Source organism: Bartonella queenslandensis AUST/NH15 (genome assembly GCF_000312585.1).
GTDB classification, from domain to species: Bacteria; Pseudomonadota; Alphaproteobacteria; order Rhizobiales; family Rhizobiaceae; genus Bartonella; species Bartonella queenslandensis_A.
On record NZ_HE998013.1, the window covers coordinates 101,316 to 116,742 of the forward strand.

At 37.2% G+C, this 15,427-nt stretch carries 10 protein-coding genes; 4 read left to right on the forward strand and 6 right to left on the reverse strand.

Features of this window, described 5'->3' with window-relative positions; genetic code table 11:
- Positions 1-402: 402 nt before the first annotated feature.
- The 3 genes from guaB to BN338_RS08545 form a co-directional block, all read right to left on the reverse strand.
- On the reverse strand, positions 403-1,902 hold the full coding sequence (guaB, locus tag BN338_RS08535; protein ID WP_039761017.1) for an IMP dehydrogenase: 1,500 nt from the start codon (positions 1,900-1,902) through the stop codon (positions 403-405).
- 161 nt (positions 1,903-2,063) lie between these two features.
- On the reverse strand, positions 2,064-3,635 hold the full coding sequence (locus BN338_RS08540; RefSeq protein WP_039761021.1) for a phospholipase D family protein: 1,572 nt from the start codon (positions 3,633-3,635) through the stop codon (positions 2,064-2,066).
- 346 nt (positions 3,636-3,981) lie between these two features.
- A complete protein-coding gene (locus BN338_RS08545) occupies positions 3,982-5,367 on the reverse strand; it encodes a sigma-54-dependent transcriptional regulator (RefSeq protein ID WP_039761023.1) in 1,386 nt (461 codons plus the stop codon).
- Between the two features lie 269 nt (positions 5,368-5,636).
- Between BN338_RS08545 and omp10 the strand changes: the two genes are divergently transcribed.
- Positions 5,637-6,005 (forward strand): outer membrane lipoprotein Omp10, encoded by a 369-nt coding sequence (gene omp10 / locus BN338_RS08550; RefSeq protein WP_039761026.1) that lies wholly within the window; start codon positions 5,637-5,639, stop codon positions 6,003-6,005.
- A 268-nt stretch (positions 6,006-6,273) separates the two neighbouring features.
- On the opposite strand, the gene BN338_RS08555 is transcribed toward omp10, so the two are convergent.
- Together BN338_RS08555 and BN338_RS08560 are read right to left on the reverse strand one after the other, a co-directional pair.
- Positions 6,274-7,266 carry a KpsF/GutQ family sugar-phosphate isomerase gene (locus tag BN338_RS08555; RefSeq protein WP_039761029.1) on the reverse strand — a complete coding sequence of 331 codons (993 nt, stop codon included), beginning with the start codon at positions 7,264-7,266 and terminating at the stop codon, positions 6,274-6,276.
- A 39-nt stretch (positions 7,267-7,305) separates the two neighbouring features.
- On the reverse strand, positions 7,306-8,196 hold the full coding sequence (locus tag BN338_RS08560; protein ID WP_039761032.1) for a UTP--glucose-1-phosphate uridylyltransferase: 891 nt from the start codon (positions 8,194-8,196) through the stop codon (positions 7,306-7,308).
- A 260-nt stretch (positions 8,197-8,456) separates the two neighbouring features.
- Between BN338_RS08560 and BN338_RS08565 the strand changes: the two genes are divergently transcribed.
- Both BN338_RS08565 and BN338_RS08570 read left to right on the forward strand, forming a co-directional pair.
- A complete protein-coding gene (locus BN338_RS08565; RefSeq protein WP_039761034.1) occupies positions 8,457-9,713 on the forward strand; it encodes a lytic murein transglycosylase in 1,257 nt (418 codons plus the stop codon).
- Positions 9,714-9,727: 14 nt separating this feature from the next.
- Positions 9,728-10,804, forward strand: coding sequence for an SGNH/GDSL hydrolase family protein (locus BN338_RS08570; protein ID WP_051018517.1), 1,077 nt, complete (start codon positions 9,728-9,730; stop codon positions 10,802-10,804).
- Positions 10,805-10,909: 105 nt separating this feature from the next.
- Here BN338_RS08570 and BN338_RS08575 read toward each other — a convergent pair whose 3' ends face one another.
- Positions 10,910-12,934, reverse strand: coding sequence for a M3 family metallopeptidase (locus BN338_RS08575; protein ID WP_039761037.1), 2,025 nt, complete (start codon positions 12,932-12,934; stop codon positions 10,910-10,912).
- A gap of 665 nt (positions 12,935-13,599) precedes the next feature.
- Here BN338_RS08575 and mgtE point away from each other — a divergent pair.
- Positions 13,600-14,976 carry a magnesium transporter gene (mgtE, locus tag BN338_RS08580; RefSeq protein ID WP_039761038.1) on the forward strand — a complete coding sequence of 459 codons (1,377 nt, stop codon included), beginning with the start codon at positions 13,600-13,602 and terminating at the stop codon, positions 14,974-14,976.
- Positions 14,977-15,427 lie beyond the last annotated feature (451 nt).

Genomic DNA, 15,427 nt, shown 5'->3' on the forward strand with positions numbered 1-15,427 from the left:
AATGCTTGGAACCACTATTTGGCATGACCGTTTTTACTATACTGGCAACTGCCAGATAATTTAATAAGGAGAAAATAATGACTTATAATAATGGAAAAACAACTTCATCTAAAAGCCGTCATAATACAATACCCTCAAACAATGGAAAGAAATCCATCCAAGGTGATCAGACAAACACTCGCCAACGTGCGTCAAAGACGGAACGTAAGACAACAAAAAGTTAGTTTTAACTTTATATAATTTACTTCACATAGTCTCAACAGAAAGAATTAGAGTTTTAGCCTCTAATTCTTTCCTTTTCTGAATTATTGTACCAAAGCATAAAAAGAAAAAAGAACCATCTCTTTTTCTTGTCTCGGAATATTTTACATCTATGCGCCCTGACGCTAAGCTCTTATTCCTTCAAACGGGTCCCCGATAGTTTGGACTCTCCCGTGTGATCGAAACATCATGGGTATGACTTTCATGGAGTCCCGCATTGGTAATACGAACAAACGTTGCTTTTTTACGAAACTCTACGAGATCTTTTGCCCCAACATAGCCCATCGAAGCACGCAGTCCACCAGCAAGCTGATGGAGAACTGATGCTATAGGACCTTTATAGGCCACTTGCCCCTCCACACCTTCAGGAACCAACTTCAATTCATCACGAACGTCATCTTGAAAATAGCGATCTGCTGACCCTCGTGCCATAGCACCAACAGATCCCATACCGCGATAGGCTTTAAAAGATCGACCTTGATAAAGATAAACTTCACCAGGACTTTCTTCTGTACCGGCTAAAAGAGAACCAATCATCGCTGCACAAGCCCCACCTGCTAAAGCTTTAGCAAAATCACCCGATGCTTTTATCCCACCATCTGCTATAATGGGAATCCCCGCTTTTTCAGCAACTTCTGCTGCATTCATAATAGCAGCAAGTTGAGGAACACCGACACCAGCAACAATACGCGTTGTACAAATAGAGCCAGGACCAATACCAACTTTTACCGCATCTGCACCACTGTCAATCAATGCTTGCGTTGCTTGAGCGGTCGCGACATTCCCAGCAATAACAGCTGGAAAAGAAGACATCTTTTTAATCCGTTCAACAGTTTCTAGTACACGCTGAGAATGTCCATGCGCTGTATCAATGACCAGCACATCAACACCTGCGTCAATAAGGCGCTCAGCACGTTCAATCCCATCGTTCCCAACACTACTAGCCGCTGCAGCACGCAAGCGCCCTTGAGAATCTTTAGCCGCATTTGGATTTAATTTTGCTTTTTCAATATCCTTAACGGTTATCAAGCCAACACAACGATTTTGTTCATCCACAACCAATAATTTTTCAATACGGTGATGATGTAAAAGATATTTTGCTTCACTCAGTTGGACATTTTCACGCACCGTGATCAAATTTTCATGCGTCATTAATTCATAAATTTTTTGTTTTGGATCCGATGCAAAACGAACATCTCTGTTGGTCAAAATACCAACAAGCCGTCCCGCTGTCTCACCTTTAACACTATTTTCAACAACCGGAATACCTGAAATGCCATGAAAGCGCATTAAAGCTTTCGCTTCTTCAAGCGTTGCATCGGGTCCAATTGTGACTGGATTAACAACCATACCAGATTCAAACTTTTTTACCTGGCGAACTTCTTCTGCCTGCTCAGTAGGAGACATATTACGATGAATAACCCCAAGACCACCAGCTTGCGCCATAGCAATTGCCAAACGCGATTCTGTTACCGTATCCATTGCAGCGGAAAGTAATGGCAAATTGAGATTAATATCAGCTGCAATACGCGTCCTAAGATCCACTTGACTAGGCATAACAAGAGAATGGCCAGGCTGTAAAAGTACATCATCAAAAGTCAGCGCCAATGCCCCTGTTCCCGTTTCAACAATCTTTGCCATAGCAAAATTCCTTTTATAATAAAATATTATAATAAAACACCGCACGAAGCTTTAAAGTACAACTGCGGTTCTCGTAGGGTAGATTGGCAGAAAATTATGCCATGCTACAAACAAAATGAAAAGAAAAATAAATATTTTTTTAAAGCGTGGTTTATAAAAATTTACAATTGTGATTCAATCGGTAACCAACTTATTATTTTTGTAAATGCGCGCCGCCAAAAATTGCTTTCTGGCTCATAATCAATGCTATATTTTTTTTCATTTTCAATAAAGTCCCAATAAATACGATTATTGTCATCAAGACGAAGATGATAGCTCATTTCCCCCGTCGTTTCTTCACAAAATAACAAATCTAGCCTTGCTGTAATGGGAGCACATTCAAAGAGAATACCCATTTCTGTATTTAACGCCGCTGATCTGGGGTCAAAGTTTAAAGATCCAATAAAAGCTGTTTTACGATCAACTAAAAAAGCTTTGGCATGTAAACTTGCTTTACTCGATCGAAATAATCGTAACCCATGGGGGTTGCCTTCTGCTTTTAACTCATAAAGCTTAACACCACTTTTCAACAGTGCCTTACGATACGGTACATAACCACCATGCACTAGGGCTACATCGGTTGCGGCTAAAGAATTCGTAAGAATTTTGACATCAACACCTTTTGAAACTAAATGACTAAAATTCTGCGTACCAACCTTCCCAGGAACAAAATAAGGCGATGTAATCTGAACCGTTTTTTGGGCATTTCCAATAACCTTTGAGAGCGCCTTCATAAGCCAATTGCTTGCTTTTTTACGCAATGCTTTTTCTGGGGGATCAGAAAGAACAACAACTTTATCCGCTAAAAATAACCGTTTTCCTGTCTGGATAAAACAATCAAAGTTAATGTGCTCTTTGACATAATCTAAATAAACTTTTGCAACCTTGGAATCCCGAAATTTTCGTAATTTATCCTTCCAATAACTAAGATCGCTTGCACTTTTAGGAAGAACCAAAGTATGAATTGGCAAAACAACAGCACTATTCCAAAAATCATCAAAGATACTTTCCACCTTTTTAACGGAGGGACCAATTAACATCAAATCTAAATCTCGAAAATGAGATTCTTCACCAGCATCAAAATAAGAATCTGCAAGATTACGTCCTCCTACAAAAGCAACCCTTCCATCAACAATAAAAGCCTTATTATGCATTCTCCGTGTTACAGTAATTGCCCGTAATATAATCTCTAAGCCACGGCGTAAACCACCTTTACGCGATCGCCCTGGATTAAACATTCTCACCTCAATATGAGGATGTTTATCGAGCGCAATATAAGCTGGATCACGTGCCTGAGCGTTAATATCATCCAAAAGAAGCCTTACCCGAACGCCCCGATCAGCTGCCTCAACTATTTCGCTTAATAATAGGCGCCCTGTTAAATCATCATTCCAAATATAATACATCAGATCAAGGCTACGCTCAGCCTCTGCGGCGCCTATTGCACGAACACAAAACGCATCCAAATTACTGATGAGGAGAGAAAGCGCATCTTTATCAACCCCCAATCCATTTTCTTTCTCAGCCAATTGACTAACGATACGATCAAGCTTAGTTTCATCTTTCTGAATAGGCAACGCATAAGAAGATTGCCCCCTAGCACTTTTCAAAAAACGCCCATAAGTGTAAATTGCCAACATAGACGCAATAAAAAAAAAGAGAATAAAACCAATAACAATCTGTAAAAAAGTCAAAGACGATAAACTTTCCATTTTTAAGCCATCGCATCACCAGTGATACGAACCACAATACTAATATTTTATCTTAACCGTGCAGCAGATAAGATGCCACTTCTTGCTTAAAAGAGTATAAACTTAATATCCATGATGCCAAAACTTTAGCTGAAATACTTAAATTTTTCAGCTTCAATAAATGTTAATTTAACTAAAATTGTATAAATTGAAACAAACGATAAAATAGTCAAATAAAATTTATAATAAATGACTGTTTTCTTTTAAGTACACCCCCCCTGACTTTATCAAAAGCCCTTCTACTTTTTTGTAAATTATGCTGGTCATAAAAAGAGATTTGTTATGAATTTTACTTTTGTTTTTGATTTCTTACAGTTCTTAATTCTTCCATTTTTCTATAAAGTGTAGAGCGACCGATATGAAGGCGGCGCGCAATCTCACTCATATGTCCCTTATAATGTTTAACCGCTTTCTCAATAATATCATGTTCCATTTCTGCAAAAGTACGCACATGCCCATCAGTATTCAAAAATTGTATCGATTCTTGTTCACTCTCTTCTTGCATATTACCCTCAATGATATTTGGAACACCCATTAATGAATTTCCCATTAATTGTGGAAAATCTCGAACAGTTAATAACGGTCCCTCACTGAGTAAAATCGCACGAAATAAAAAATTTTCAAGTTCATTTCTATTGCCAGGCCAATCATACTGCATAAGCAAGGAAAGAGCCGATCCTGCTAAACCATGGACATGTGATCGCCCAGTTTCTGTTATGATGCGATCAATCAAACGTTGTGTGATTTCTGGAAAGTCATCCCTTAATTCTCGTAAAGCAGGAACGCTAATAGATAGATGAGAAAATTGTTCAAACAAACTATGCAAAAAAAAGTTCTCTTTAACCAATTCCTTTAAACGCGATGTTGAAATAGCAATAATCCGAAAAGGAAAAGGTTCTCCTTTTGTATCCCTTTCCCTTTCTTTAAGATAATGAGCAAACCGTTTTTGCTGTATGGGCTCAAGTCGATCAATATCACAAAGGCAAAGCGTTCCTTTTTCAAGCGAAGAAACTAATGGGAGAAATTCTTTCAACCAATACCGATTTTCTTCTTCTGGATCAGCAATTGCCGAACATTGAAAGCGAATAAAAACACCCTCCGAGAATAAACCTTCATGATGAATAATCCGAGCTAAGGTCTCACGACCTGTTCCCACTTCACCCTCTATCAAAAGGTTCTGCGAAGTTGTTGCTGCTGTTCTTGATTGCTCTAAAACAATCTGCATAGCTCTACTTTTTATGCAAAGGTCAGAAAACCGTAAATGATTCTCTTTCTTTCGCCGAATATCTCGAACCTCGTGCTCCAAAGCAGAAATAAGAGCAAGAATATCCAAAGTAACTCTTACGCGTAATAATGTTACTGGATGAATCCAATAATCAATAGCTCCAGCTGTTAAAGCTTTTTGGAGTAAATCATGATTCTCTTGTTGTGCTATCACAATAATAGGAACAGAAACACCAGCAACTCTAATCATTTTAATCAAATCACTCACACTCAAATCACTCATAACCACATCAAGGAGTGCAAGCACAATGTTTTTACGTCTGTGTAAAAGATCAATTGTACGGAGACCATTTTCTGCTTCAATGACACGGTAACCAAAACCTCGGAGCATAGCAGAAAGCTCTATACGTCTTCCATAATCTTCACTCGCAACAAGAATGGGACCAACCATAATATCAATAATCTCCTTTGAGATTACTCATGAGACTATTCAGCGGCTTAATGTAAAAATTGTTGTAAACCATAAGAAATATTTCACCTCTTGTGTTTCACTTGCACATTTCATCAAGCTGTTAATTAAATACAACATTAAGGCATTTTTTTCTATTTTTTTTGCTTTTTCATTGATTTTTATCAAATTTTTCGTATTGACTCATGGCATAATTTTATAACTATTATAAGAAATATAGAGAGCAAAATAATCTAAATAGAGTGAAATAAATGAAACATGCCTATCATATTTTATGTCTTACAATCACTGCTTTGCTATTAAATGCCTGTAGCTTTTCACAATATTATAGCCCCAATATGTCAACTGGAATTGATGGAAAGTGGATTGATGAGAACGGTATTATTTCTTCTTTCCACAATGGTGTTTTTGAAACGCGTGCGGCAGATACAGAAGAAAAGCTATCAGAAGGAGCCTATAATTATCTCAACGCCCAAAATATAGAAATTGAAATACGCTCTATTCTCCGTGGAACAATTTCGAGAGTCAATTGTACAATGTCCTATGACGCCACACAACTTCTCTGCACTTCACATACAGGAGCGCAGTTTGTCCTTACGCGAAAATATCTAACAAAGTAAAGGTGGATCTTCTCTTAAAAACAGAGAGAACGCATATAACAAACAGGAGGTGATCCTTTCTCCTCCTGATAGGAAATTCTTTCTAAAATACACAAAAAACCGATATAATCTCTAATCCGTAGAATTTTCTAAATATTATAGAATGCGTAAAACAATCGTTTTTTTCCACAAAATATCAGCAAAAAGTTCCTTCACAATAAAATTGTGATTTTGTATCGTTCAATCTATTTTAGCCCAAAGTAACTTTTATCTGATAGGGAACTTTAATCTAAGCAGCACCGATGCGCAAAAGATCATGAAAATGAACAATTCCTACCGGTTTTTTACCCTCAACCACGAAAAATGCACCAATATGATGATCATTAATAAAAGCCATTGCCGCACCAACAAGTGTATTTGGCTTTACAACTTTAGGAGCTTTGGTCATCACCTCATCAACATTAAATTTTGATAAATTAAAATGAATGTTCCGTGCAAGATCACCATCGGTTACAATGCCAATGAGTTCGCCTTTTTTATTGATAACACCAACACAACCAAAATGTTTTTCTACCAAAACATTCATCGCTTCAGTCATCGTTGTTCCCTGCATAACCAAAGGAACACGATCACCCTCATGCATAATATCACATACATATTTAAGGTTTGCACCAAGAGACCCACCAGGATGATATATTTTAAAATCGGTTGCGGTAAAACCACGTATTTCTAAAAGAGAAACTGCTAATGCATCTCCCATCGCCAATTGCATAATTGTTGAAGTTGTAGGAGCTAAACCATGGGGGCAAGCCTCTTCTATTTTGGGTAATAAGAGAACAATATCAGCTTGTCGTCCTAACACAGAGTGCTCACTTGATGTCATTGCAATAAGGGGGATACGAAACCGCGCCGCATAACTTATAATACCACTTAACTCTTGTGTTTCACCAGACCATGATAAAGCAAGAATAACATCATCAGATCCAATCATACCAAGGTCACCGTGATTGGCTTCTGCAGCATGCACAAAAAAAGCAGGCGTTCCAGTTGAAGCCAAGGTTGCTGCAATTTTGGTTCCTATATGACCACTTTTCCCAAGCCCCGTAATAACTACGTGTCCGCAGGCATTTCTAATGGTTTGAACAGCCGCTTCAAAAGAAGATGAAAGGCTTCCAAAAAGAGCTGCTTCAAGGGCTTCAAGCCCTTGCTTTTCACTGGCAAGTGTTTTAAACGCCGATGCAACAGCACCCTGCAAAGCCATATAAGGAAATGGTATCGTCATAATCAAATTCAATCAATAAAATTAAATGAGAGATCTATATCATTTTTCAACTTTAATGGTTTCTAGTAAATTTTTCAATGAGGCAGAAACATGGCTATGCATATCAGCACGTGCCAAAGAAAATGCAACATTAGCTTCGATAAAACCAGTTTTAGAACCGCAATCAAAAGTGCGCCCTTCTAATTGTAAACCCCAAAAATCCTGTTCGTTTGAAAGCCTTATCATCGCATCTGTTAGTTGAATTTCATTTCCTGCTCCTCGTTCCTGAGTGAAAAGAATATTAAAAATTTCCGGCTGCAAAATATAACGTCCATTGATGTACAAATTTGATGGTGCTGTTCCTTGCATTGGTTTTTCTACCATTTTTGTGATTTCAAAACCATTGGCAATCTGTTTGCCTTTCCCCACAATACCATATTTATGGGTTTCTCTAGGAGAGCATTCCTGAACTGCTATAATATTTCCTCCACCCACCTTTTCATAAAGGCTTATCATCTCAGAAAGACACCCCTTTTTCGCTTGTATCAACATATCAGGTAATAACAGAGCAAAAGGTTCGCCTGCAACTAATTCACGTGCACACCAAAGCGCATGCCCTAACCCCAAAGGTTGCTGTTGCCGTGTGAAAGAAGTTGTCCCTGGCAACGGCTGTAAACGATGTAAATGCGCAAGATCTTCTTTTTTTCCACATTCAGCAAGTGTTGTATATAATTCAACTTGCGCATCAAAATAATCCTCAATAACTGCTTTGTTGCGCCCAGTCACAAAAATAAAATGCTCAATACCAGCCTCACGCGCCTCATCCACAACATATTGAATAATAGGCTTATCAACAACTGTTAACATTTCTTTAGGAATCGTTTTTGTCGCTGGGAGAAAACGCGTACCAAGACCTGCTACGGGAAATACTGCTTTCCGGATTTTACGCAAACACACCCTCCTCAATGAATTCATATAACTTTCTTATTTATCACATGTTTTTACAAAATAATAAAAATATATCTTATAGTTTTAATTATCGCTATAATGGACAAGTAGAAATGTAAAAAAGAATATGGAAATTTATTGGAAGGATTAAATGAATTATTTGTTGCAGTTTTTTTCTCTTCTTGATCATATTATCGATTAAACTAAATAAAAAATAAAGTTATTGTATATCTAATAAATTGAATATTAATGGGGATTTCAAAATGCAAAAAACGGAATTGAAGATTTTCTCTTTTTTAGAGAAGTCAATAAATCAGAGAACGCTCATCTCTGAATTGGTCGTTCTTTTGTCTGCTTTTTTAATGCTTTTTGCGTCCTTTTCATATGCTGATAGCGGATTTAAACATTGGATTCAAGAGTTTAAAAAAATAGCTATTGCTCACAATATTACCCCCTCTACATTTCATATGGCTTTTAAAGGTGTTAATGCCATTGATCCAGAAGTTTTAAAAAGCGCTGCATACCAACCGGAATTTGTTGCTCCCTCATGGAATTATTTTGATAATCGTGTCCATGATATCGCAATTGCGGAAGGACAGCGCCAAGCAAAAAAATGGAATAAATGGCTTCTTCAAATTGAGGAACGTTTTGGTGTTGACCGCAATATTCTGCTTGCTATTTGGTCAATGGAAAGCAATTATGGGAAAATTTTAGCCAATAAAAGTGTCATGCGTGATGCCATTCGCTCGCTTGCAACTCTAGCTTATGCTGATAAAAAACGTGCAAAATATGCACATACACAACTGATTGCTGCTATGAAAATTCTACAAAGTGGTGAAATTAAACGCTCTCAACTCACTGGATCTTGGGCCGGTGCGTTGGGACATACACAATTTATTCCAAGCAGTTATCTCACCTATGCTGTTGATATGGATCAAGATGGACGGCGTGATATCTGGAACTCTGTTCCAGATGCTCTCGCTACTGCTGCTAATCTTCTTCACAAAAATGGCTGGCAACCTCATCTCATTTGGGGAGTAGAGGTGAAAGTACCGCTGGGGAAAAATCTTCCCGAAGATTGGCATTCCTTTGAACAATGGAAAAAATTAGGTGTAAAATGCGCAAATGGGCATCCTCTTCCTCCATTAGCTGAACAAGCAATATTAAAATATCCAGATGGAGCCAAAGGACCTATATTTTTAGTCACAAAAAATTTCTTTGTTCTAAAACGTTATAATAATGCAGATCGTTATGCTTTTGCTGTTGCCCTTCTTGCTGACCGTATTGATGGACATCTTGGATTAGTATATGATTGGCAAAGACCTTTTCAGTCTATTACCTTCCAAGAACGCAAAGAACTGCAATCTCGCTTAAGTGCACTGGGATATTATAAAGGAAATGTTGATGGAAAAATCGGAACAGCCTCTCGCGAAGCAATTAAAGCTTTTCAGCTGCATCATGGTCTAAAAGCAAATGGATATCCATCATCTCAAGTGCTTTTTCTCCTTCGCAAACAATAATGGAGAATAAGGTCTTGTCTCTTTTGCGCCTGATATACTTGATATTCTTATTGTTTTCACTTTCTATTGTGGGGATCATACAGCCATCCCCAAGTAAAGCGACGAATTTTTTCAAATGGTTGTCACAACAAAACAAACAGACACAACAACCACCGCAAATTGTAGAACAAAAAATAGACAAGCCGCAAAAAAAGATTGTAACACAAAAAAACATACAAAAATTAAAAAACGAGAATGCAAAGCGCATTCTTGTTATAGGAGATTTTACTGCTTCTGCTGTTGCTGATGCACTTAAGAAGTTTTTTATAAATAATAGCGATATCGTTATTGTGAACAACACAATACCAGCTTCTGGCTTAATTCGAACTGATTATTATTCTTGGCAAAGCAATATTTCTAAACTCATTGATCAAAATAACCCCGATGTTATTATCATGATGATCGGTGCAAATGATAATCAACCCATCATAGACTCTCATAGCACGATTAACACAAATCAATCAGAATGGATGCACGTCTACCAACAAAGAATTATCGAAATTGTTGAAAATCTTAACGCCTCTGGAAAATCATGGATATGGATAGGTCAGCCTTCTTTTGGAGATGATCTTTTGACACAAAAAATGAAAATTTTTAATGCGCTCTACAAACAAGAAACAGAAAAAACAGGAAGATATTTTCTCGATATCTGGAGTAGCTTTAGTGATGAAGAAGGAAATTTTTCTTTTTCAGGCTATGATGTTAATGGAAAAATAGTTAAATTACGCACCAATAATGGCATGCATTTCACCTCTGAAGGAAAGAAAAAACTTGCCTTTTATTTAGAAAAACCATTGAAAAATATTTTGAATTTTCACGCCTTTTCTCATGAAGATCCATACTCAACCGATAAAGCTATTCAAAAACTTATACAAAAATCAGAAAAACAAGAACCAAATAACATTACGCGCCAGCCCCCAATGAGCCTCGATGATATGGCGCAACAAAATACCCACCTTTTAGGCAAAAGAAAATCAAGCTTTATAAAAAAATCATGGTTTCCGCCAAATGGGCATCAAAAAGATCGAGCTGATAATTTTTCTTCCCCATAATATCTATTTGAAATATAAAATCTAATTTTCCTCATAAAGGAAAAGTGAATAAGATGAAAACGGCATGATGCTGACCATACCGTTATATCTTCATATCGTTATATCTTATAGTCCACGTTTGTTAATCATTGCGTCTGGCAAAGGCATCCGTCCCCGAAAAGCTTTATACAGTTCCTCTGGATCGCGGCTTCCCCCAGCAGAATAAATAAAACGCTTTAAAAGATCAGCAAGCTCTGAATTAAAGACATCACCTGTTTCTTCAAATGCTTGAAAAGCATCAGCATCAAGTACTTCCGACCACATATAAGAATAGTAACCAGCTGCATAACCATCCCCTGCAAAGACATGCATAAAATGCGCAGGACGATGACGCATAATAATTGTATCAGGCATTTGCAACTTTTCTAATTCTTTACGTTCAAAAATTGTTGTATCAGTGACTGTTTCTCCTTTGTGAAAAGCCATATCTACTAAAGCTGATGAGATAAATTCAACCGCAGAAAATCCAGCATTAAATGTCTGTGCTGCCAAAACTTTATTGATCAATTCTTGTGGCATCGGATGCCCTGTTTTTGCATGTGTAGCATAAGACTTCAATATCTCTGGTACGGTTAACCAATGTTCATAAAGTTGAGAGGGAAGTTCAACAAAATCACGTGAAACAGAAGTTCCCGCTACAGAAGGCCATGTGACATCAGAAAGCAAACCATGCAATGCATGCCCAAATTCATGGAAAAGTGTACGGGCATCATCAAGTGATAAAAGTGCAACCTCTCCTTTAGAGGGTTTAGCAAAATTACAAATATTGTAGATAACCGGTTTTTGGCCGCCATCCAATTTATGCTGTGATTGCAATCGGCTCATCCATGCACCGGACCGTTTTGAAGAACGTGCAAAATAATCACCAATGAAATGCCCAAGTAAACTTCCATCCGATTTCTTTACTTCCCACAAACGTGCATCAGGATGCCAAAGTGCAACAGCATTTTTTTCTTCAAAGGTAATGCCAAAGAGTTTTTCTGCTACTCCAAAAGCTGCTTTAATTATACGATCAAGCTGAAAATAATATTTAATTTCAGCGCTATCGAACGAAAGTTTTTCAGTGCAGAGCTTTTCAGAATAATAACGCCAATCCCAAGCGGCTAAAGATTCATTGCTTCCTTGATTGTTGGCAAAATTTTGTAATTCAATTTGCTCAGTAGAAGCCTTTGCTCTTGCGCGCTCCCATACAGGCATAAGCAACCCCATAACGGCATCAACACTTTTAGCCATGGTATTATCAAGTTTCAAATCTGCGAAAGATTTATATCCCAATAATTTAGCCTGCTCATCTCGGAGCACAACAATCTCTAAAATAATGCTTCGATTATCATTCTTGTTATTATTTTCACCACGTTTAGCCCACGCTTGGAATGCGACCTCACGCAAATCACGACGATTAGAGAATTTTAAAAAAGGTTCAATAATTGAGCGCGCTAGTGTTAATGCATAGGCTTCTTCATTGCCTCTTTCGCACGCAATTTCTTTCATTGAAGCAATGAGATCTTCCGGCAAACCAGATAAGTCTGTTTGTTTTAAAAACAGAATCCATTCAGCTTCATCGTTTAAGACATTTTGCCCAAAAGTAGCATTTAAAAAAGCAAGTCTTTCATTAATTTCCACAAACCGTTTTTGAGCTTTATCGTCTAGTTTTGCACCATGACAAACGAACTTTTTCCACCATAACTCAAGAACGCGTGTTGTTTCATTCTCAAATATGGCCTGCTGCGACTGTTTATAAAGTACATCTATTTTTGAAAATATTCGCGCGTCCATCATCATTTTTGAAGAATAACGGGAAAGTTTTACAACGAACTCTTGTTCAAGCTGTTGAATCAATGCATTCGTATGAGCACTGGTGCGCAAGAAAAATATTGAACAGACACGATCAAGTGCTTTGCCACAAAGCTCAAAAGGTTGCAAAAAATTCTCAATCGTTGGTGGTTCCTGTACCAGAGCAAGCGCCTCTAATTCCTCTTCAGCTTCTTGAAGTGCCTGTTCAAAAGCGGGTTTAAAATCTTCATCTTTTATAGAAGAAAAATCAGGAAGACCTGAAAATCCCTTCCAGTCCAGCACTGCTGCTTTTGTCATAATACTTTATGTCTCCATTATAAATTTAAGCTGTAACAATTATCTTTACGACACAAATTGATAATATGCTAAAACTATTTCGTGAGTTTCAAAACTACTTTTCAAAGCTCTATTGAATAAAAAATAAAGAATATTTTTAGCTTCAGAAAATAAATAAAAATAAGAATTTCTACGTTTATGAAACAAGATATTGATTTATAATAGTTTATCTCTTTATATATGAATGAGAACTCTGAAGGTCGTAAAATTCTCTCATTACAAACCATATTATATTTCAGCAATAAAGACTGCTTGCTCACATATCACAAATGGAATTGCATATTCATAACAATTATTGAAGAAAGATATAATCTCTAACCTTTACAAGATATTATTGTAGATTCTTTCGAAAATTGCAAAATTGTACTAAAAAAATAATGATAAAAATGAAAACTGATTTTTACATTTACGCCTTCATATGATCCCTAAATTAAGCTGTATTCTTGCTGTCAGTGATTTCAGAAACTTGTTTATAACTTATAATTTATCCTTGACTTTATTTAAAATATTAACAATTGAAAATACGGTTGGGGAAGTTTTTTCGAATCTTCCATAAACTTTTATTTTTTTATCTCATCATCTTATCCAGATTTGTAACGCTCCAACTTTTCAGGAGGTACTTTATCATGACTGAAATCAAAACGACCTTCGACTTCAAAAATTTTTCTCCTGAAGCTCTTGCTGAAAAATTAAAAAGTCAGCATTTTGCAGACTCTATTGATATCATCAATGACCTCGATATCATGGAACGTGTAACTATTCTTAGTCTTTTGCCTCTTGAATATGTTATCGAACTTTTTGATAAACCAGAGCTTGAACAACCTGTTGCTATTTTAGAACTTCTGCCCATAAATCGTGCTGTTGAAATTCTTGATGGCATGTCTGCAGATGCTGCTGCAGACGTCTTTCAAGAAATGGATAAAGAAACCCGTACACGGCTTTATGCCTTGCTTAAACCCTTAACGCGCGCTGAACTAAAAAAACTCACCAGTTATCCTGATCATACAGCAGGGGCACTGATGACAACAGAGTTTATAGCAGTTCCTTCAAACTGGACCATACAAAAAACTTTAGATCACATTCGTGAGGTCGAGCGAACACGTGAAACAGTTTATACCAGCTATGTGATTGACCCCAAAACAGGGACTCTTCTCAAAGCTGTTTCACTGCGTAACCTTATTCTCGCCTCACCTGATGAAAAAATTCTTAATGTCCCTACCCATGACTCGCCCATTACAATATCGCCCTTCACACATCATGAAGATATTGCGCGTCTTTTCCAGCGCCATGACCTTCTCTCAGTACCTGTTGTTGATGAAAATAACCATGTCATTGGCATTGTAACCGTTGACGATGTGCTTGATACCATGGTCGATGAGATGAATGAAGATGCCTACAAATTTGGGGGTATGGAAGCGCTTAATAAACCCTATATGCAAATCAAATTTCTTGAAATGATGAAAAAACGCGGTGGCTGGCTCGCTTTACTCTTTATCGGTGAAATGCTGACCGCAAGTGCTATGCAATATTTCGAAACTGAACTTGAAAAAGCGATTATTCTCACACTGTTTATTCCTCTCATTATGAGTTCCGGAGGGAATTCCGGTTCACAAGCTACATCCCTTATTATCCGCGCATTAGCTTTACGTGAACTCACGCTAAAAGACTGGTGGAAAGTTATCATTCGTGAAATTCCAACAGGATTATCCCTTGGACTCTTACTCGGAATTATTGGTGTTACACGCATCGCTCTTTGGCAACAACTCGGTATCTATGACTATGGACAACATTGGATTGCTGTTTCGACAACTGTGGGTACAGCTCTAATTGGCATCGTTACCTTCGGTTCCCTCTCTGGTTCTATGTTGCCTTTTATCCTTAAAGGTTTAAAATTTGATCCAGCAAGTGCTTCTGCTCCTTTTGTGGCAACTTTAGTAGATGTCATGGGTATTATAATCTATTTTTCTGTAGCTTCCCTCATTTTGTCAGGAACTCTTCTTTAAATATGTGAAGTAAAAACATACCCTTATGGAAAGATCTTGTCATATCGTTTCAAATCTTTCCATAAAAGCACAAGCTCTATTATTTGTGTTCTAGCGCATCATTTTATAAATAATACATCACTTTATAATGATAATTCATCATTTTTCTATCGAGTAATAGCTCTGAATACCGTAAAATGACCTCATTATAGTCTTCTCATAAAATCATCTTCTTACCTGTCACAAGCAGGATGGATGTGTGGATGCAAATTATTCAAGAAAGGAGTAAAATACTTCTTATGTTCTCTCTCAAATACAAAAGCTGTCGCAATATTGACAGCTGAGAAAGAACAGTAATGGAGGTGATATAAGGTTTATACACTTCACAAAGGCATTGATAGTATTTCATTCACGTATATTATAGCATTCATTGGTCCTATCATGAAATGGATGCGTGATGTGAAGGTATCTC